The organism is Bradyrhizobium sp. HKCCYLRH1030, assembly GCF_051168395.1.
GTDB lineage: Bacteria > Pseudomonadota > Alphaproteobacteria > Rhizobiales > Xanthobacteraceae > Bradyrhizobium.
On the sequence record NZ_JBNPUY010000003.1, the window covers coordinates 624,282 to 643,967 of the forward strand.

The following is a 19,686-nucleotide window of genomic DNA, read 5'->3' on the forward strand; positions in this document are numbered from 1 at the left end:
TGCACATCATGACGATGCGGATTGCGACATTCTCGAACTCCGACCAGATGATCACGGGCGCGCTGCGGACGCAGGCGACCATGGCCAACCTCCAGGTGCAGGAGGCCTCGGGGCTGAAGGCCGAGTATCTCGCCGGTTACGGCGCCGACACCCAGCACGTCGTCAATCTGCAGGTCTCTGTCACGCGGGCGCAGTCCTACATCGACGCTGCGACTCTGGCGGACAGCAAAGTGCAGGTCATGTACTCTGCCGTGGGGCAGGTGTCGGACATCGTCAGTCAGCTGCGCACGGCCCTGAGCGCTGCGAGCTCCGGCAGCAGCACGGGAACCACGTCCGCGATCAGCAGCGCGCAGCAGTTGCTGCAGCAGATGTCGGGCATTCTGAACACCCAGTACGACGGGCAATATCTGTTCGGCGGTGCGCGGACCGCGACGGCGGCGGTCGATACGTCGAGCTTCGCTTCCGGCACGGGATCGTTGACCACGACGGATACCAGCTATTTTCAGGGCGACAGCGAGCTTGCCACGGTCCGGGTTTCCGATGGGCAGTCGGTCACCTATGGCGTTACTGCCGACAACCCGGCGTTCGAGGAGGTCATGCGGGTCCTGAAGTTCGTGGCCAACAGCTCGACCCTGTCCGGAACCGACATCACCTCCGCGCTGTCGCTTGCCGATCAGGCGGTCGACGATGTCGCCACGGTACAGGCCAAGCTCTCCGATGCGGCGTCCCGGATCGAGAGCGCGAAGTCGCAGCAGACCGATTACAAGAGCTATGCCGAGAGCCTGGCGACCGACCTGACCAGCGTCGATGTGGCGGCGGTGACCGCCCAGCTCTCGACTTATCAAGCCCAGCTCACGGCGAGTTATACCGCCATCTCCAAGATCCAGAGCCTGAACCTGGCCAGTTACCTGCGTTGAGCCCCGACTTATCGCGCGGCGATGCAGGGCGCAGGGACCCGAGCAGAGCCGGATCTGCCGGGCGGGCATAGACCTTGCCGGCGGCCGGCCTTGGGATCCGCATTCCCAGCCGATTGAAACCATGCGCCGCGCCGGAGGTTTGTTGACGGGCATCTCGTCGGCGGAACTCTCATGGACCAGATAACTCAGCCTCGAAGCGACGGCCATGGCTTGCGGCCCGTGGCGGACAATGTGTGGATCGTCGACGGCGGCCGGATTCGGGCCGCCGGACTGCCGCTCTCCGTGCGCATGACGGTGATCCGCCTGTCGAGCGGTGATCTGCTGCTGCACTCGCCCACGCGCTTCACTCATGCGCTGCGGGAGGAGCTGGAGCAGCTGGGACCCATCAAATATCTGCTCGCGCCCAACGTCGCGCACTGGATGTTCCTGCCGGACTGGCAGGCGGCCCTGCCGAATGCGCGGGTCTTCGCAGCGCCCGGCTTGGCAGAGCGCCAGCAGGTTCGCCGCAGCGGCCTGCGTATCGATCGTGAGCTGACCGAATTCACGCCGGACGAATGGTCCGAAGATATCCAGTTGGTGCTCGTTGCCGCACCGATGTTCACCGAAGTGGCGCTGTTTCACAGGCCGAGCCGCACACTCGTCCTGACAGACCTCGTGCAGAACCTTGCACCGGAAGGTCTGGGCATCGTGGCGCGGACCGCCGCGAATCTGCTCGGGATCACCGCGCCTGATGGCAAGGCACCGACCTATCTGCGGATGCTGCTGCGGCTCGGCGGCCGTGCCGTCCGGCTCGCGGCGGCGCGGTTGATTGCGCTGGCGCCCGAACGCGTCGTCTTTTCCCATGGCCGATGGTTCGATACCGGGGGCGCGCAGCAGCTGCGCCGCGCGCTCGGCTGGCTGCTGGATGCCTGCCCCGAGGCGCGCCGGCTGATGCGTGATCTGAAGGGAACGCGCGTCGTGGTGACGGGCGCCTCGAGCGGCATCGGCCGGGCGACGGCCCTCGCCTTGGCGCGGGAAGGGGCCAGCATCGTGCTGGCCGCGCGGCGCGTGGACGTGCTGAAAGATGTCGCGGCTGAATGCGAAACCCTTGGCGGGCGCGCCATCGCCGTCGGCACCGACGTGATCGATGCAGCCGCGGTCATGCACTTGGCCGATCAGGCCGTGCAGACGTTCGGTGGCATCGATGTCTGGATCAACAACGCCGGAACCGGGGTGTTCGGCGCCTATCAGGACGCCGACATCGCGCTCCACCGTAAGACCATCGAGGTCAATCTGCTGGGGACGATGAACGGTGCCTATGCGGTTCTGCCGGTCTTCCTGCGGCAGCAGCGCGGAACCTTGATCAACAACATCTCGCTCGGTGGATGGGCTTCGACTCCGTTCGCCGCCGCCTACACCGCCAGCAAGTTCGGCCTCCGGGGCTTCTCGGCGAGCTTGCGTCAGGAACTCGCCGGTCACAAGGATATCCACGTCTGCAGCGTATTCCCCGCGATGGTCGACACGCCCGGCTTCGTGCATGGCGCCAACATGTCCGGCCGCAATCTCGATCCAGGACCGCTGCTGTATCGGCCTGAGGACGTCGCCGAGACGTTCTTGCAGTTGATCCGCGCTCCTCACGACGAAGTCGCCGTCGGCTGGCCGGCGCGGCTCGGGCAGATCTCCTATGCCCTGGCGCGCTGGCCGACCGAGCGACTCCTGAGCACGGCGTTCCGTTTCCTGTTGTCGCGCGCGAAGGGCGCACCACGCAGCACAGGTGCCGTGTTGGCGCCGATCGCCGCTGGCACCGCGGTGAGCGGCGGCTGGCTCGTGCGCAAGAAGCTGCCGCCGGCCGGGCAGCTCAGCAGAATTGGATTGGCACTTGGGCTCGGAGGCATCGCGTTGGTTGCTCTTGCGCGCGCCCGCCGGCCTTCGCGGCCATCGCGCCGACATATTACTCGCTGATCCCCGGGGGCGTCCATGCTCGGCAAGCTCGATTGGTCGGCGATCCCCTTTGGCCAGCCCATCCCGCTCGTGGCCGCAGGCCTCGTGCTGGTGGCGATCCTCGGTGTCCTCGGATGGGTCTTGGCGAAGGGGTACTTCCCTTATCTCTGGCGTGAATGGATCACCAGCGTCGATCACAAGCGGATCGGCGTGATGTACATGCTGCTCGCCTTCATGATGCTGCTGCGTGGCGGCACCGATGCGATCATGATGCGAACGCAGCAGGCGGTGGCGTTTCATTCCAACGGCTATCTTCCGCCGGAGCACTACAACCAGATCTTCTCCGCCCACGGCACTATCATGATCTTCTTCGTGGCGATGCCGTTCGTGATCGGGCTGATGAATCTGGTCGTGCCGCTGCAGCTCGGGGTACGGGATGTCGCCTTTCCCACGCTGAACTCCGTCGGCTTCTGGCTCACGGCCACCGGCGCGCTGCTGGTCAACGTGTCCCTCGTGGTCGGCGAGTTCGCGCGCACCGGCTGGCTGCCGTTCCCGCCCTTGTCGGAGTTGACCTACTCGCCGGGAGTCGGCGTGGACTATTACATCTGGGCGCTGGAGATCTCCGGCGTCGGGACCCTGGTCAGCGGCATCAACCTGGTCACCACCGTCCTCAAGCTGCGCACCCGGGGCATGAGCTATCTGCGCATGCCGATGTTCTGCTGGACCACGCTGGCAACGAACCTGCTGATCGTCGCGGCGTTTCCGATCCTCACGGCGACGCTGACGATGCTGATGCTCGACCGCTATTTCGGCTTCCACTTTTTCACCAACGAGGCCGGCGGCAACATGATGATGTTCATGAACCTGATCTGGGCCTGGGGACATCCCGAGGTCTACATCCTGGTTCTGCCGGCGTTCGGGATCTACTCCGAGGTGGTCGCGACGTTCTCGAGCAAGTCGCTGTTCGGCTATCGCTCGATGGTGTTGGCGACCATGGCGATCTGCGTCATCTCCTTCATGGTCTGGCTGCATCATTTCTTCACGATGGGGGCGGGCCCCAACGTGAACGCGATCTTCGGCATTGCGAGCATGATCATCGCGGTGCCTACGGGCGTGAAGATCTATAATTGGCTGTTCACGATGTATGGCGGGCGGGTGCGCTTCACGACGCCCATGCTGTGGTCGGTCGGCTTCATGATCACCTTCATGATCGGCGGGCTCACCGGCGTGCTTGTCGCGGTGCCGCCGGCGGATTTCCTGCTGCACAACAGCTTGTTCCTAGTCGCCCATTTCCACAACGTCATCATCGGCGGCGTGCTGTTCGGGGTGTTCGCGGGTGTCACTTACTGGTTTCCAAAGGCGTTCGGCTTTCGGCTGTATGAGAGCTGGGGCAAGGCGGCGTTCTGGTTCACCCTCATTGGCTTCTACGTGACCTTCATGCCGCTCTATGTCGTCGGCCTGCTCGGCATGACCCGACGGATGCAGCACTACGATGTCGCGGAATGGCGTCCCTGGCTTGCAGCTGCAACGTTCGGCACGGCGCTGCTCGCGATCGGCGTCATTCTTCAGATTCTCCAACTGGTCTTCAGCATCCGCGATCGCGAGCTCCTACGCGATACGACCGGCGACCCCTGGGACGGCCGCTCGCTCGAATGGGCCACGTCCTCACCGCCGCCGGTGTTCAATTTTGCGGTGCTGCCGAATGTGACGGGGCAGGATGCGTATTGGCGGATCAAGGAAAATGCAAAAGACCAGCAGCTCCATACGCGGGAAAAGGACTACCAAGACATCGAGCTGCCAAAAAACTCCCCCACGGGATTCGTCTGCGCCTTCTTCGCCACGGTCATGGGCTTCGCGCTGATCTGGCACATCTGGTGGATGGTGGCGCTCGGCGCAATGGGCGCGTTGGCGACATTCGTCGTGTTTGCCTGGCGCGATCACGACGAGTACGTCATCCCTGCGGCGGAGGTCGCCCGGATCGATCGGGGCATCATCGAAGCGCGGCAGGGATTGTCGTCGTCAGCGGCTGCCGGGGCCTGAGACCCATCGAAGGGAAGCTGCCGGTGCGTCGGGCCAGCCGCACGCACCGGCGAATTCACATCACCAGCGATGATGGGCGCGGATCACGCCATGGCCGTGGCGGTGATGGCCCCAACCCGGACCGCGGTAATAGCCGTAGCTGTGGCGCCACGGCCGCGGGCCATAGGAATAGCCGTAGCTGCGATAGATCGGGCGCGGCACGTAGCTGTAGCCGTAGCCGTAGCCGCCGTAATAGGGGCGGTAGGCCGGGTAGTAGCCGCCATAGCCGTAGGGATAGGCAGCGTAGCGATACCCGCCGTAGTAGGGATAGGGCGCGTAGCCGCCATAGTAGGAGGGGGCGGCGATCGCCGATCCGATCAGGGCACCCGCCAACAGCCCCGCGCCGATTGCGGCACCGCCGCCCCAGCCGCCATGCCAGCCGCCGTAGCGGACCTGGACGGCATTCGAGCTTTCGGCGCCCGGTTTGGCGGCTGCCGACAGCGACGTCAGCGGCGCAGCCGAGACCGAGTGCAGCGTGGACAAAGAAAGTGCGCCGGCGATGGCGAGCGTCGCGGCGGCTTTGAAGGTGACCATCCCGATGTCTCCCGTTGATTCAGGCTCATACTCAACCGGATGAGACGAACTTCGTTGCATTTGTCGCGGCGGACGTTTTGTCGCGCGCCATGGGTCCAGGCGGCGGTCGATGCCGGAGACCGGCATCGGCCTTGGCGTCGCTACGGGCAGGAATGGCGCAGGCCGTCATTGCCGAGATAGGTGCCGGAGCCCGGGTCGTAGGACCGGAACCGCTGGGCGCAATAGGCCTGGGCGTTGGCGGCCTCGGCGCGGCTGTTGGCGATGGCGCCACCGATGATCGCGCCGGCCGCGAGACCGCCCAGGGCGGCGGCACCCGCACCGTAGCCGTGGCGATGCCCGCCATAGCGATGGCCGTAATCGCCGTGGCGATGACCGTAGCCGCCGCGCCAGTGGCGATATTGCACCTGCTGCAGCTCGGTCGCGTTCTGCGTGGCGGCGGCCGGCGCCGGGTGGTTCGGCAGCAACGGCGCGGCGGCGAGCGGCGATGCGACCGCGAGCGACATCGTTCCGATGGTTGCGACCGTCAAAAGTTTGCGCAGATCCATCTGCGTGCTCCTTTCTGTTCGTTGTGCCGGAGGGCAACGGCTCGCCGTCGCCCTCCGTTCCGCGCCGCGACGGAGCATGTCGGCGGCACGAGGTCGCATCCAATGGCAGAACCGTGACCGCAAGCTACTCGATCAGCGCATCGAGCAGCGCATCCGGACATTCCGCCATCATCGTATGTCCCGCGCCCGGCAGCACGATGATGCGCGATTGCGCGATTGCAGCCGCCAGCGCCTTGCCGGCCTTCAGCGGCGTCATCATGTCCTTCTCGCCGAGGATCAACCGCGTCGGGACCTTGATCTTGGCCGCCGCTGCCAGCGCATCCTGATAGGCGTTGCAGGCGGAGAGATCGTTGAACAGCACGCCCGGCGCGCAGCGCTCCAGGGTCGCCTGCGCGCCGCCATGCATCCACAGCCCCGGCGCGCGGCTGCCGCCGAGCTCGGCGGCAAAACCGAGCCCCCAGATCGAGACCATGTCGACGGCGGCGTGATCGTTGGCTTCGGCGGCCTTCAGGAGGTCAGGTCCGACCGTCATCGCTGCCGCGGTGCCGATCAGGCTGAGCGCCGACACGCGATCGGGATGGCGCGCCGCGGCATCCAGCGCAATCAGCGATCCCATCGAATGGCCGATCAGGTGAGCGGGCTTCGCGTTCACCGCCTGCAACAGCCCGACGATCCAATCCGCCATGGCGGTGATGGTCGGCAGCGCCGGCCCCGTCGAGCGGCCATGGCCCGGCAGATCGGGCGCCAGCACGGCAAAGCCGTGATGGGCGAACCAGCGGCTGTGCAGCGCCCAGACCGAATGATCGAAGCCGGCGCCATGGATGAAGACGACGGCGGGCAGGGACGAATCGAACTCGCGGCCGCCCGTGGCAGCGAAGACCTCATGATCTCCGATCGACAGTTGCATGGGCTCACACCTTCTGCGAGGCGCGCAGCGCCTGTCCGAGATCGTCGATGATGTCGCTGGCCGCCTCGATGCCGACCGAGAGCCGGATCAGCTCCTCGCCGATTCCGGCCGCGGCGAGCTGGGCTGCGTCCATCTGCTGATGCGTGGTCGAGGCGGGGTGGATCACCAGCGTCTTGGCATCGCCGACATTGGCGAGATGGCTGATCAGCTTCAGGCTCTCGATGAACTTGCGCCCCGCGGGACGTCCGCCCTTGATGCCGAACGAGATGATCGAGCCGGCGCCGCGCGGCAACAGCTCCTTGGCGAGCGCATGGTCCGGATGGGTCTCGAGCGAAGGATGCAGCACCCAGTCGACGGCCTTGTTGGCGGTCAGCGCCTCCAGCACCGCGCGGGTGTTGGTGACGTGCCGCTCCATGCGCAGATGCAGCGTCTCGACGCCCTGCAGCAGATGGAACGCGTTGGTCGGCGACAGGCAGGCGCCGAAATCGCGCAGGCCTTCGGTCCGCGCGCGCATGATGAAGGCGGCCGCGCCGAACTGCTCGTCGAAGACGATGCCATGATAGCCGGCATAGGGTTCGGTGAGCTGCGGGAACTTGGCCGAGGCGCGCCAGTCGAACCGGCCGCCATCGATGATCGCGCCGCCGATCGCGATGCCATGGCCGCCGAGCCACTTGGTCGCGGAGTGCATCACGATGTCGGCGCCTTGGGAAATCGGCTGGCTGAGATAGGGCGTAGCGAAGGTGTTGTCGATCAGGAGCGGCACGCCGGCCGCGTGCGCGATCGCCGAGACCTTGGGGATGTCCAGCACCTCGAGGCCGGGGTTGCCGAGGGTCTCGCCGATCAGGAGCCGCGTGTTCGGCTTGATCGCGGTGCGGAAACCGTCGTGATCCCTGGGCTTGACGAAGCTCGTGGTGATGCCGAAGCGCGGCAGCGTGTGCGCGAGCAGATTGATGGTGCCGCCATAGAGCGAGGAGGAGGCCACGATGTGATCGCCCGCATTCAGAAGCGTGGCGATGGCCAGATGCAGCGCCGCCTGGCCGCTCGCGGTGCAGACCGCGCCGACGCCGCCTTCGAGCGCGGCGAGCCGCTCTTCGAGCACGGCCGTGGTCGGGTTGGAGATGCGGGTATAGATGTGGCCGGCGCGTTCGAGATTGAACAGCGCCGCGGCGTGCTCGGTGTCGTCGAACACATAGGACGTGGTCTGATAGATCGGCACCGCGCGGGCGCCGGTCGCGGGATCCGGGTGCTGGCCCGCGTGCAGGCTCAGGGTCTCGAAGGCGGGCGGTTTCGGCGGTGGCATGCGGATCAACTCTCCTCAAGCAGATCGCATCTTCTGCCACAGATTTCGCGGTCCGTCAGGAGCGGCGCGGTGCGCCGCCCCTGCGACATCGATCAGCCGCCGAAGCGCTGCGGGAACAGGCCGGCCGAGGCGATCTCGGCGATGGACAGGCGTGCGCTCGGCTTCTCGCGCTCCTTGAGCATGGCCGGCAGCTTTTCGCCATCGCCCTTGCGGCCGACCGCGATCGCGATCTCCACGGCGAAACCGTCGGGTACCCCGAGCGCTGTCTGTGCGGCGGCGACGTCGAAGCCGCTCATGCCATGGGTGATCCAGCCGGACAACGCGGCCTGGTTGGCGAAATTGGCCCAGGCCGCGCCGGCATCGAAGGAATGCGTGCGCGTCGGTGCCGGCTCGGTCTTGCCCGCCGGGATGAAGGTCTTCTTCGACAACACGTAGACGATCGCCGCGGCATGCTGCGCCCAGCCGCGGTTGAATTCGACCAGCGGCGCCAGGAAGGTGTCGAACTCGGCCGAGCCGCGCAGCGCGTAGAGGAAGCGCCAGGGCTGCGAATTGTAGGAGGAGGGCGCCCAGCGTGCCGCCTCGATGAAGGTCAGGAGCTCCGTCTCGGGAAGCGCCTCGTCGCTGAAGCCGCGCGGCGACCAGCGATCGACGAAGATGCGATGCGCCGGATGCTCGGTGATGCGGCCGGTCGGGGGAAGATGGGCAGTCACGGGTGGTCTCCTTCGTTCAGGCTCGTCGTCGGGCCTCGTGCCGCGCTTCGCTGCCGGGCACAATCTCGGCTCCTGTGTGGCTCACGGCGCTTTGGGAGTCCAGATCGCCAACGCCGATGTGTCCACCTTCGCCGGCAGCACGCGCTCCGCCAGGAAAGCATCCGCGATCTTCTGCTGTTCCGACAGGCCGGCCGCGGTGACCGCGCCGACCTGGTAGGAGCGGTGGCTGTTGGCCTCCTCGACGGTGGCGGCATCGATGCCCCACAGGGCAGCGAGCTGGCTCGCCGCGGCGGCCGGATTGGCCTTCACCCATTTGCCGGTTTCGACGAGCTTGCCGTAGATGACGTTGAGGGCGTCGCCATGCCCGGCGGCGTAGTCGGCGGATGCGAGATAGTAGCGCTTGTAGCTGGCAAGCCCGTCGCTGCCGTCCGCGAGCACGCGCGCCCCTGACTGGCGGATGGTGCTGGTCAGGAACGGATCCCACGCGACCCAGGCATCGACATTGTTGCTGACGAAAGCGGTCCTGCCGTCGGCGGGCGGCAGATAGGCGGGGGTGATGTCCTTGAAGGTGAGACCCGCTTTGGCGAGCGCGGCGAGCAGCAGATAGTGGCTGCCGGCGCCCTTGGTCACCGCGATCTTCCTGCCTTTCAGCTCAGCGAGCGTCTTGGCCGGCGAAGCCGTTGCCACGAGGATCGCCTGCGCCGACGGCGAGGCGGCCTCCTCGGCGACATAAGCGAGCCTCGCGCCCGCGGCCTGCGCGAACACCGGGACGGTATCGGCGACATCGGCGCCGACATCGATGCTGCCGATGTTGATCGCTTCCAGCAGCGGCAGGCCGCTGGAGAATTCGTGCCACGACACCTTGATGCCGAGCGGCGCCAGCGCCTTCTCCAACTCGCCATTGGTCTTGAGGAGGGCGATCAGGGTCGAGGATCTCTGATAGCCGATGCGCAGCGTCTCGGCTGCATCGGCTTGCGACGTGGCGAGCGCGCCGAGCAGGGCCGCGGCCATCATCAGGACGCCGCGACGGGCGAGATGCAAGGGCCGCGCGCGACGCAGGCCGCTGAAGGACGGTGTCATTCGGCAATCTCCCAAACAGGCGGTTGCATGCAATTGTCCAGGATCATTCGCAGGATCGTCAGCCCTGCGCAATTTTGCAGATCTGTTCATATGGAGAGGAAAGTTTCTCATGTGCCCATGCCGCGAGAAGTTTTGTTTTCTTGGCGCGCGAGATCTGACGAGACAGCCGTTCGCATCCTCGCCACGCGCAGAGCGTCCGAGAGATGTCTGCCGTTCGTCCCTCCATCGAGAGAGGGCACAGGGAAGGCCGGGCGTCGACTGACACCCATGGCCCGCGTGCAAAAAAGGAAGCACGCGGCGGTTACCACAGGATCAGCCGGACATCCGGCCTTCCCTGCGCAACGGGCTTACGGCTTATACGCGTTCTCCCCGGCGCGCCGAGCTTTCTGGCCACCGTCGCCTGCGCGAAGCCGAGCCTCGTCGCAGACTTGATACTAGCATCGGAGTATCAGGACCACGCGATTTCGCCGTCCGGCTCCCATCGTTCGTCCGCGCGCTTGACGCACGCTGCGACGAGAACCGGCCATCGCATCCCGCACCAACGTTTCGTGACGTTCGCGAAGCGCCCCTCTCGATCGGGCGGGATGGGGTGATACAATCATGAATTCTGAAAAAAAGAAACAAGAATATTTTTCGTGGCGGGACTGGACAGGGCAAATCAGCCTGAGAATGCGGGCGAATTCCGTTTCGTCGCGCACGCGCGAGGAGAAGCCATTGGCTCGTCACGCAAGCCCTGGGGCTTCGGCATATCACGCCCCTCTGCCGCGACGGCATGGCAGGGCCTCGGCCCGGCCATGACGTCTTAGCGCCTCTCCGCAGAGGTCTGGGCGGGCATGTCCGATCGAACTGCCGGCTGAAATGAAGCGCGGGAGCTCACGAGCGGATTTGGCCGAAGCCCGCAGACTTGCGCGGTGCGCCGAGCCGGCAGCCATGGGGGGCAGGAGCCGCGGAGTGGGCACGTTCGGGAGGACAGCCCGTGACTAAGGCAGACCTCTGCGATCGAGCCGGCGGCATCCGCATTCAGCCTTTCTCGGACGCCCAGGAGTGAGGCGGATGATTAAGTGTCGTCATCCCGGTTTACTCTGATCCCGTTGATGACCATGACGCCGGTTGGCGGATCGAAGCTAGTGTTTGGTGCCCACTCTTCCTTGGCGAACGCCATTTCTCGCTCTAGGTAGCTAAAGATGCGGGCGGGTAAGTTGATGGACGTGCCTGCGATCATCTTGGCCGCTTCATCTGCACTATCGTAACGCCCTATGACGGCTTTCCCGAGATCAATCGTTAATACGTTCATTGCGTCATAGAGGTCGCGCGCCATTGGAGTTCTCCAGCCTAGCGTTGGGGGACCTTTCGACCGAAGCAACGTTAGCCTGTGACGGTCACGTTGACGACGATTTCATTTAGAACCCCAGGGACCAGATTGGCCCTTTGGCTTCTTCCCGACGGAAGCAACTCGGCGTCTCAGATCGGACCGATTTGAGCCGATTTGCTGTTTCCAACTAGACCACCAGGCCAACGGCATCCGCTGATCGTTACGCATATACGGCACGAACATTCGATCTAGCGTCTCGAAGCTCTCGTCGACCATGTCGAATACGTTGACGAACTCCTCCTCCGAGAGGTTTTGCCGGAAGCCGAGGCTGCCATCACCCCGGTGCATTGCTAGACGCAGCGTGTCGAGGTACTCGTCGACTTCCGGCCCGAAATAGAAGCGGGCTCGCCTCATCGTCTGGATGAATCTTTTGTGCAATTCGACCGGAAAGTTTCCACTTCCGGAAAACTCAGCGACCATCGATACGATGTCTTCGTAAATTTCGAGGCGGTTTTCGAGAGCATCGACGGCGATCTTCTGTTTCGCGGTAAGCCACTGCATCGCGGAGATCAGAACGGCGGCAATCGCAACAATTGTCGTGATGACGGCCATGGGTTCCTCCAACCAGGTAAACCTGCCGCTAAATCGCCAAGCGTTCAAGGCGGTGATTTGGAGTCCGATAATCGCCCTTAACGGGCACTCCCGGACTCTGATGAGAGGTCCGTTGTTGGCTGCGGGCCCCCGACCTGCGGCGCTGCATCAAGTCAGCGGCGATCTGGGATACGACGGCATCAAGTCAACGTAGTGTCGCGGCAGCCCGTGGCCGTGCAGAGGTTCCCAGTGTGCGTGGGAGAGGCGTGGTGCGCGGGACAAGCCGCGCATGGCGGGAGTGCCCCGAGAGGCCGCTTGACCGGAGACGCGCCGGCTCTAGGACTACTCGGCCTTACGTCTGTGAGGCTTGTTCGCGGTGGAGAGGTACGCACAGAACATGTCGGCCATCGCATCGGCATAGGCCGATATCTCGGCCCGGCTGCGCGGCGTTTCCGAGAAGTGCTTGCCGACCTGACTGAGCGTCGTCTTGATCAGGTCGGCGGCCCGCGCGCGCTCGGTCTCTCCGGCGCGAGGCAGCACCTCGCGCATGAAGGCGAGCATGGCGCGGCGGCCACGGGCCCTGGCCTGGCGTGCCTCGGGCGCGTCGCGATAGAGCGGGGCGGCGTCGTCGAGCGCGCCACGCACCGCGGCTTCGTCGCACTCCGATTGCAGGAACGCGTGAACGAGCGCGCGCAATCGCGTCAGAGGCGGACGGCGCGTGTCCTCCAGAATGCCGTGCAGCAGTTTCGTCGTCTGCTGCCACTCGTCGCTCTGCAGCCTGAACAGGATCGCCGCCTTGTTCGGGAAGTACTGATAGAGCGAGCCGACGCTGACGCCGGCCTTCTCGGCGACACGGGCCGTGGTGAAACGTTGCGCGCCTTCCTTGGTCAAAACCTGAACAGCCGCCTGCAGAATGGCCGCGACGAGGTCGGCCGAGCGTGCCTGCTGCGGCAGTTTTCGCGGGGAAATCGGGGCTTTTCGAGGTGGGGCCATGGAGCGTTCCGAAATGCGATTAGCGAATGCGAATGATTATTCGTATTCTGACTTCGACGCAAACGACACGCATCGAGACCACGGAGAATATCAATGATCACCCTGACCACCCAGCCGGTGGCGCCGCTGCTGGACCGCCTGCTTGCCGAGGCCACGTTGCTGCGGCCGGAGACGAGCCCGATCTTCGCCGGCATGGCCGAACGGGGCGCGCAACTGATGCGCAGCCGGTCCGGCCATGTCGAGCTCTACACGCAGCTCAAGGACTTTCCGTTGCCCGTGTCGCGCGACACCGGCATGCTGCTCTACATGCTGGCGCGCGGCGTCGGTGCGCGATCGATCGTCGAATTCGGCACCTCGTTCGGCATCTCGACGCTGTTCCTCGCCGCGGCGCTGCGTGACAATGGCGGCGGCCGGCTGATCACCACGGAGTTCGAGCCGTCCAAGGTCGCCCGTGCCCGTGTCAACCTCGCGGAGGGCGGCCTGGCCGATCTGGTCGAGATCCGCCAGGGCGACGCCCTGCAGACGCTGAGCGCCGATCTGCCGGAGACCATCGATCTCGTGCTGCTCGACGGCGCCAAGCCGCTGTATGGCGATATCCTGGCGCTGCTCGAGAGCCGGCTCAGCGCCGGCGCGTTCATCGTCGCTGACAATGCCGACCACAGCCCCGACTACCTCGCCTACGTCCGTTCGCCTGATAACGGCTATCTGTCGGTGCCGTTCGGCGACGAAGTCGAATTGTCGATGCGGATCGGGTGAGCGCCGGCGACGAACGGCGGACGCCCGCCACCCCATAGGCGAATGGGCCTGGAGTTGACCTTTGGCCGACGATTGTTCACGAGGAGAGCTTCGTCATCTGAGCAACCGTCCTCATGCCCCGCATCCTCCTGATCAATCCCAACAGTTCGGCCACGACCACCGCGATGATGGTGTCGATTGCGGCCGCCTGCTGCGCCGGCCGGGCTGAGGTGGTCGGCGCGACCGCGACGCGGGCGCCGGCCATGATCGTGGATGCCGAGGCGCTGGCCGCATCGGCGGCGGAAGTGGTCGATATCGGCCGCGCGCATCGCGATGCCTGCGACGGCATCATCGTCGCGGCGTTCGGCGATCCCGGCGCCGCGGAGCTTGGCAGCCAGTGCTCGCTGCCGGTGGCGGGCATCGGCGAGGCGTCGATGCGCGAGGCCGCAGAGGGCGGGCGGCGCTTCGGCGTTGCCACGGTGACGCCCGCGCTGGTCGCGAGCATCGCGGGCCTTGCAGACAGGCTGAACCTGTCGGCGCAGTTCACCGGGACGCGTCTGACGCAGGGCGACCCGGCCGCGCTCGCCGTCGATCCGGCGCGGCTTGCTGCCGCCCTGGCTGACGCCACGCGCGCCTGTATTGCCGAGGACGGCGCCGAGGCCGTGATCATCGGCGGCGGGCCGCTGGCGCAGGCCGCCGATCAGTTGCAGCGGCAATTCGCCGTGCCGATCATCAAGCCGATCGAGGCGGCGGTGGCTGTGTTGCTGTCGCGTCTGTCGGGCTGAGTACCAGCAGCATTACGGCCGGTAGCTCGCCGCCGGATGCGGCGCCGCGAGCCGGGCGCGGCCGAACAGCTTTTCGCGCAGCGTTCCCGGCTGGTAGGCCTTCTTGTAGCGGCCGCGTCTGGTCAGCTCCGGCACCAGCATGTCGGCGACATCGGCAAAACTCTCCGGCGACAGCGCAAAGGCGAGGTTGAGGCCGTCGACGCCGGTCTGCTCGATCCAGCTCTCGATGAGATCGGCGACCTTCGCCGGTGAGCCGACGAACACCGGGCCGATACCGCCGATGCCGACATGCTCGGCAACCTCGCGCACGGTCCACACCCGGTCCGGATCGGCCCGCGTGACGTTGTCCATCGCACTGCGGCCGGCATCGTTGAGCACGTGGCGGACCTGCTGGTCGAGGTCGTAGGTCGAGAAGTCGACGCCGGTCCAGCCCGACATCAGGGTCAGCGACGCCTCGTGGTCGATGTAGCGGCGATAGTCGGCGAACTTCGCCTCGGCCGCCGCATCGGTTTCGCCGAGCACGACGGTGGCGATGCTGAAGATGACGATGTCGCTGCCCGCGCGACCCGCGTCGGCGGCGGCCTGGCGGATCGCGGCGACGCGCGGCGCGATGATCTTGGCGGACGGGCCGGACATGAACACGCATTCGGCATGCCGGCCGGCGAACACGCGGCCGCGCGGCGAGGTGCCGGCTTGATACAGCACCGGCGTTCGCTGCGGCGACGGCTCGCAGAGATGGATGGCGTCGAGCTGGTAGTTCTCGCCGCGATGGCTGACACGGTGAACCTTCGTGGGATCGGTGAACACGCCGCTTGTCCGGTCGCGCTTGACGGCGTCGTCCTCCCAGCTGCCTTCCCACAGTCTGTAGACGACCTCCATGTACTCGTCGGCGACGTCGTAGCGATCGTCATGCGCGGTCTGGCGCTCCCTGCCCATGCCGCGTGCGGCGCTGTCGAGATAGCCGGTGACGATGTTCCAGCCGATGCGGCCCTCGGTGAGATGATCGAGCGTCGACATCCGCCGCGCGAACGGGTAGGGCGGCTCATAGGACAAGGTGCAGGTGACGCCGAAGCCGAGATGGGAGGTCGCGGCGGCCATCGCCGAGATCAGCATCATCGGATCGTTCACCGGCACCTGGATGGCGTGGCGGAGCGCCGCTTCGGGGTTGCCGCCATAGACATCGTAGACGCCGAGCACGTCGGCGAGAAACAGTCCGTCGAAGCGGCCGCGCTCCAAGGTCTTGGCGAGGTCGAGCCAATAGGGCAGGCGATTGTAGTCGGAGGAACGGTCGCGCGGATGCCGCCACAGGCCGGGCGACTGGTGCCCGACGCAGTTCATCGCAAAGGCATTCAACCTGATGTCCGCAGCCATGATGTCCCTCGACGCTTCCTTGACACCCATCAGATGGCACGCTTCGGCTGACGTTTTCAATCGCACCCATGCGCACGGCCGCTTGCGGCGGGCGCAGGCTTGGCTATGGTCGGAAGCGATCGAGCGTGCCGCGAAGCAACGACGATGCGTGACGGGCTTTGGCCCGCAGGTGTGAGGACGACCGTGATGACGATCCGTGTGACGGCGCTGACCGCGGTCTTGCTGACGACGTCGGCCATGGCGTCCGCGCATGCGGAGGATTTCAAGGCGAGCTGTGCCACGCTGGCTCAGGGCTTCTCCGGCAGCGGCCGCATCGTCACGGCGGAATTCGTCGCTGCGGGCGGCGTGCAACTGGCGCCGCCCGCGCCTGCGGGCGCGACCGCACCTGCGCCGGATCACTGCCTGGTCCGGGGCAAGATCAACGAGCGTACCGGCATCGACGGCAAGCCCTATGCTATCGGCTACGAGCTGCGACTGCCTGCGACGTGGAATGGCAAGTTCGTCTTTCAGGGCGGCGGCGGCGTCGACGGCGTGCTGCGCCCGGCGCTCGGCCTGCTCACCGGCAACACGCCGCCCAACGGACTCTCGAACGGCTATGCCGTGGCCTCGACCGACGCAGGCCATCTCGAGGAGCCGGGGCCGCTCGGGCCCTATCTGTTCGGCCTCGATCCGCAGGCGCGGCGCGACAAGGGCTACAGCTCGATTCCGCCGGTGGCTGCTGCCGCCAGGGCCGCGGCCGAGAAGCTGTACGGCAAGGCGCCGCGCCGCTCCTACTTCGCCGGCTGCTCCAACGGCGGCCGCCAGGCGATGGCGGTGACGCAGCGATTCCCGGAGCTGTTCGACGGCGTCATCGCCGGCGCGCCGGCCTATCGCGTGCCGCTGGCCGGCATCGATGTGATCGCGCAGGAGCAGGCGCTGCTGGCGATCGCGCCGCCCGGCCCGGACGGCAAGGCCGATGTCGGCAGCGCGCTGAGCGACGAGGACCTGAAGCTGGTGGCCGATGCCGTGACCGCGTCGTGCGATGGCGCCGACGGCGCCAAGGATGGCATGGTGCAGGACGTCATGGCCTGCCGCTTCGATCCGGCCGCGCTCGCCTGCAAGGAGGGCCAGAACTCGCAGTGCCTGCCTGTCCCCAAGCTGAAAGCCGTCAAGCTGATGTTCGACGGCAGCCGTAATTCCATGGGCGGATTGATCTATGCGCGCTGGCCGTATGATCCCGGCCTCGCCGCGCCCGGCTGGCGCGCCTGGAAGCTCGGTACGCCCAAGGCGAGTCCGCCCAATGCGCGCAACCTCACGCTCATTCCCGGCGGCGTCGCCTATGATTTCATGAGCCCGCCGGAGACGCCGGAGGATCTCGTCGCCTGGGTACGCAACTTCGATCTCGACCGCGATCCGCGGAAGGTGATGAAGGGCGCCGGCGGCTTCGACGCCGGCATGGAATATGAGGCCGCGACCTCGACCGATCTCGACGCCTTCAAGGCGAAGGGCGGCAAGATGCTGTTCTATCACGGCACGGCCGATCCGATCTTCTCGGCGCTCGACACCGTCGACTATGTCGATCAGCTCAAGACCAAATACGGCGCTGATGCCGACGGCTTCGCGCGGCTGTTCCTGGTTCCCGGCATGAACCATTGCGGCGGCGGACCCGCCACCGATCAGTTCGACTTGCTGACCGCGCTGGACCGATGGGTGGAGGGCACGGCCGCGGCGCCCGAGGCGATCCGGGCCACCGCGCGGCGCGCGCCCGATGTGCCATGGCCCGGGCGCACACGCGATCTCTGCGCGTTCCCGAAGGTGCTGACCTACAAGGGCAGCGGCAGCCTCGAGGATGCGGCGAATTTCGAGTGCCGCTGATGGGCAAGCCCGGCGCTCGCTGCCTTGCGGCGCGCACGATTGCTTGAGGACGGGTTGACGTTCGGCGTCCGCGTGCCGACTTGAACGACCGTCGAGCGGCCTGTGCTGCCCGGCGGTTCCCCCCTCAGGTCTCGAAGTTCCTCATGGTTGCCGTCAAGACGCGAGCCTTCTGCATCCTGCGCGAATTCGAACGGGCGCAGACCGAGCTGGTCGGCAAGGCTGTGGCGCTGAGCGACGGCAAGGCCGGAACAGTGGAGTACGTCCATCTTGACGAACTCCACGGTCTGCGCATCACCATCGGTGGCCATGACGGCCGCTGGCCGGTGTCGACCATCAAGTTCGCGCAGGCCTGAGTGGCATTGCCTCGTCCACTCAGGTCGCGCAACGACGTGCTGGACTGGCTCCAGACGCTGCGGCGAAAGCGCATGCTCGTTCTGCCCAACCGCGCGCATCAGCCGATGGGACCGGGGCGGGCAGAGACCGCCCCCGGTCCACGCATCCCAGCCGTGCGAAGGAGCCGTCGGCGGTGCTGCGGCTAGCCTCGATGCTCCCGGCGCGGCCGGCCGCTGCTGCTCTGCCGCCCGGACTTCGTTGGTCACGGCCGATTCACTTATGTTGATGCGCGCGGCAGCTCCTGATCTAGAGTCGTCGATACGCATCAATGAAACTGGATGCAATCCCGCATGGACGTAGAAGGTCAAAAGAAGCGGCGCCGGCGTGTCAAGCAGACGATGTCGTTGGGTGAGCGGTTGCTGGAGATGGCGCGCGAAGCGCGAGACAGGGCGAAACGTCTGCCCCCGGGCATCGAGCAGGCCAGGCAGCTGCGGCGCGCCCGCGAGGCCGAAGCGATCGTCGAGCTCGATCGCTTCCTGACGGCTCCAGCACGCAGCACGCCGCCGCGATCGCGTTGACGCCGTCTCGCGCCGGCCTCGGACGACGCGGCGCCGCGGAGGTCACCACGCGGCAGGTCACCAGGCAACAATGTCGACCAAGCAACAATGCCGCGGCTGCTCTTGCTGCATGCGGGCTCGAATTGATGCTGGCATCGCTGCAACGACGCGCTCGACAGGATCGACGTCCCAAGCGACCGTAACGTCCGTGCGTTGGGCAAGTCAGTCCAGAGACGCGAGCACGATGAACCAATTCCAAGCCCGCGCTGATTGAAGCATGTTTGGTTGGTGGCGAGGGCGCCCTCGTCGGGCTGGTGGTATTTCCGGAGCTTGCGGCAACAGGGCTGACCGATCCGGCCGGGACAGCCGAGCCATTCCCGGCCGCGTCACCGCCAGGCTTGCGGATATCGCCGATCGTATCCCTGGCATCACTTCCGTGCTCGCGGTGGCGAGACCAATGCCAGTTCGCATTCGCGAATGTGTGCGACGCCGCGAACTTCGATCCCGGGCTCAGCGGCCCGTTCGGTCCGGAACCATTGGCGTTCCGCGCCGCGCCGCGATCGTCGCAGGCGGGGGAGGGGATCGCGACCCTCGAAATCGGCACCAGCAATCTCGACAGCGTCTGTCCGACCAACCTTGTCCGGCGGAAGGATCTCGTCCTGATGCCCATGCCGCACTCGCATCGTGCGCTGGTGCAACCGAAGGCGACAATTCCTGACGCTGCGCGCGCCCGCCGCTCCAAAATGGAACAGAAACGGCGTGTGAGGAGGCCGAGCGTGGGCGGCGACAGCGCTATCCACATTTCTGCACAGCCGTCGCAAAAAGTTCTTGCGCGGGATGCGGCATCGCACTATCTCACCACCACGCCAGCCGGACATCACTGATGACTGAGGCCCCCGACTTTCGGGACCAACGTTGTTTTCTTTGATGTTTCTTCTTCCGACTGGCTCCTGAGTTTTTCTTCAGAAAGGCTCTTGACGGTCTCTCAAAATCAGCTATGTGAAGCGCCCCGGCAATCGGGACTTCCACGGTGAAAGAGACCAAAGAAGTTGATGCACTAATTAGTTCGAAGCGAACTAACAAGTGCGGGCTGTTTGACAAGTGAAGATGAAGAAAGAGAAACGTGGACGGCGGAGTCCTTGCGGGTCTCGGGATTGAGGGCT

19 protein-coding genes are annotated in these 19,686 nt (G+C 65.8%); 9 read left to right on the forward strand and 10 right to left on the reverse strand.

Annotation, left to right across the window (positions count from 1 at the left end):
* Positions 1-8 precede the first annotated feature (8 nt).
* From ACQR1E_RS13050 to cyoB, 3 genes are all read left to right on the forward strand, one after another.
* Positions 9-917 carry a flagellin gene (locus ACQR1E_RS13050; RefSeq protein ID WP_434897123.1) on the forward strand — a complete coding sequence of 303 codons (909 nt, stop codon included), beginning with the start codon at positions 9-11 and terminating at the stop codon, positions 915-917.
* Positions 918-1,088: 171 nt separating this feature from the next.
* Positions 1,089-2,858 (forward strand): SDR family oxidoreductase, encoded by a 1,770-nt coding sequence (locus ACQR1E_RS13055; RefSeq protein WP_434897124.1) that lies wholly within the window; start codon positions 1,089-1,091, stop codon positions 2,856-2,858.
* A gap of 15 nt (positions 2,859-2,873) precedes the next feature.
* Positions 2,874-4,877, forward strand: a complete 2,004-nt coding sequence (gene cyoB, locus ACQR1E_RS13060; protein WP_316184470.1) for a cytochrome o ubiquinol oxidase subunit I — start codon at positions 2,874-2,876, stop codon at positions 4,875-4,877.
* A 60-nt stretch (positions 4,878-4,937) separates the two neighbouring features.
* Here cyoB and ACQR1E_RS13065 read toward each other — a convergent pair whose 3' ends face one another.
* The 9 genes from ACQR1E_RS13065 to ACQR1E_RS13105 all read right to left on the reverse strand — a co-directional run bounded on the left by ACQR1E_RS13065 (position 4,938) and on the right by ACQR1E_RS13105 (position 12,888).
* Positions 4,938-5,450 (reverse strand): hypothetical protein, encoded by a 513-nt coding sequence (locus ACQR1E_RS13065; protein ID WP_316166954.1) that lies wholly within the window; start codon positions 5,448-5,450, stop codon positions 4,938-4,940.
* 140 nt (positions 5,451-5,590) lie between these two features.
* Positions 5,591-5,995: a BA14K family protein gene (locus ACQR1E_RS13070; protein WP_434897125.1), complete on the reverse strand. Its 405-nt coding sequence runs from the start codon at positions 5,993-5,995 to the stop codon at positions 5,591-5,593.
* 124 nt (positions 5,996-6,119) lie between these two features.
* Complete coding sequence (locus ACQR1E_RS13075; protein ID WP_434897126.1) at positions 6,120-6,902, reverse strand: alpha/beta fold hydrolase; 783 nt, start codon at positions 6,900-6,902, stop codon at positions 6,120-6,122.
* Between the two features lie 4 nt (positions 6,903-6,906).
* A complete protein-coding gene (locus ACQR1E_RS13080; protein WP_434897127.1) occupies positions 6,907-8,202 on the reverse strand; it encodes an O-acetylhomoserine aminocarboxypropyltransferase in 1,296 nt (431 codons plus the stop codon).
* A 92-nt stretch (positions 8,203-8,294) separates the two neighbouring features.
* A complete protein-coding gene (locus ACQR1E_RS13085; protein ID WP_315828409.1) occupies positions 8,295-8,912 on the reverse strand; it encodes a nitroreductase family protein in 618 nt (205 codons plus the stop codon).
* A gap of 81 nt (positions 8,913-8,993) precedes the next feature.
* A complete protein-coding gene (locus ACQR1E_RS13090) occupies positions 8,994-9,992 on the reverse strand; it encodes an aliphatic sulfonate ABC transporter substrate-binding protein (protein WP_434840888.1) in 999 nt (332 codons plus the stop codon).
* A 1,057-nt stretch (positions 9,993-11,049) separates the two neighbouring features.
* Positions 11,050-11,310, reverse strand: coding sequence for a hypothetical protein (locus ACQR1E_RS13095; protein ID WP_316193986.1), 261 nt, complete (start codon positions 11,308-11,310; stop codon positions 11,050-11,052).
* 78 nt (positions 11,311-11,388) lie between these two features.
* Positions 11,389-11,916, reverse strand: coding sequence for a hypothetical protein (locus ACQR1E_RS13100; protein WP_316193985.1), 528 nt, complete (start codon positions 11,914-11,916; stop codon positions 11,389-11,391).
* Positions 11,917-12,237: 321 nt separating this feature from the next.
* Complete coding sequence (locus ACQR1E_RS13105; protein ID WP_434897128.1) at positions 12,238-12,888, reverse strand: TetR family transcriptional regulator; 651 nt, start codon at positions 12,886-12,888, stop codon at positions 12,238-12,240.
* Positions 12,889-12,981: 93 nt separating this feature from the next.
* Between ACQR1E_RS13105 and ACQR1E_RS13110 the strand changes: the two genes are divergently transcribed.
* Both ACQR1E_RS13110 and ACQR1E_RS13115 read left to right on the forward strand, forming a co-directional pair.
* Entirely contained in the window at positions 12,982-13,644 is a 663-nt protein-coding gene (locus ACQR1E_RS13110) for an O-methyltransferase (protein ID WP_434897129.1), read from the forward strand.
* A gap of 113 nt (positions 13,645-13,757) precedes the next feature.
* A complete protein-coding gene (locus ACQR1E_RS13115; RefSeq protein WP_316166941.1) occupies positions 13,758-14,408 on the forward strand; it encodes an aspartate/glutamate racemase family protein in 651 nt (216 codons plus the stop codon).
* 12 nt (positions 14,409-14,420) lie between these two features.
* On the opposite strand, the gene ACQR1E_RS13120 is transcribed toward ACQR1E_RS13115, so the two are convergent.
* The gene (locus ACQR1E_RS13120) at positions 14,421-15,779 is read right to left on the reverse strand and encodes an LLM class flavin-dependent oxidoreductase (protein ID WP_434897130.1); all 1,359 of its coding nucleotides are present in this window, start codon (positions 15,777-15,779) and stop codon (positions 14,421-14,423) included.
* A gap of 186 nt (positions 15,780-15,965) precedes the next feature.
* Between ACQR1E_RS13120 and ACQR1E_RS13125 the strand changes: the two genes are divergently transcribed.
* The 4 genes from ACQR1E_RS13125 to ACQR1E_RS13140 all read left to right on the forward strand — a co-directional run bounded on the left by ACQR1E_RS13125 (position 15,966) and on the right by ACQR1E_RS13140 (position 19,407).
* Complete coding sequence (locus ACQR1E_RS13125) at positions 15,966-17,633, forward strand: tannase/feruloyl esterase family alpha/beta hydrolase (protein ID WP_434897131.1); 1,668 nt, start codon at positions 15,966-15,968, stop codon at positions 17,631-17,633.
* Positions 17,634-17,776: 143 nt separating this feature from the next.
* Positions 17,777-17,986: a PRC-barrel domain containing protein gene (locus ACQR1E_RS13130; RefSeq protein WP_315718640.1), complete on the forward strand. Its 210-nt coding sequence runs from the start codon at positions 17,777-17,779 to the stop codon at positions 17,984-17,986.
* Positions 17,987-18,316: 330 nt separating this feature from the next.
* Positions 18,317-18,544 carry a hypothetical protein gene (locus ACQR1E_RS13135; protein ID WP_315718641.1) on the forward strand — a complete coding sequence of 76 codons (228 nt, stop codon included), beginning with the start codon at positions 18,317-18,319 and terminating at the stop codon, positions 18,542-18,544.
* Between the two features lie 260 nt (positions 18,545-18,804).
* Positions 18,805-19,407 carry a hypothetical protein gene (locus tag ACQR1E_RS13140; RefSeq protein WP_434897132.1) on the forward strand — a complete coding sequence of 201 codons (603 nt, stop codon included), beginning with the start codon at positions 18,805-18,807 and terminating at the stop codon, positions 19,405-19,407.
* The last annotated feature ends 279 nt before the right edge of the window (positions 19,408-19,686 follow it).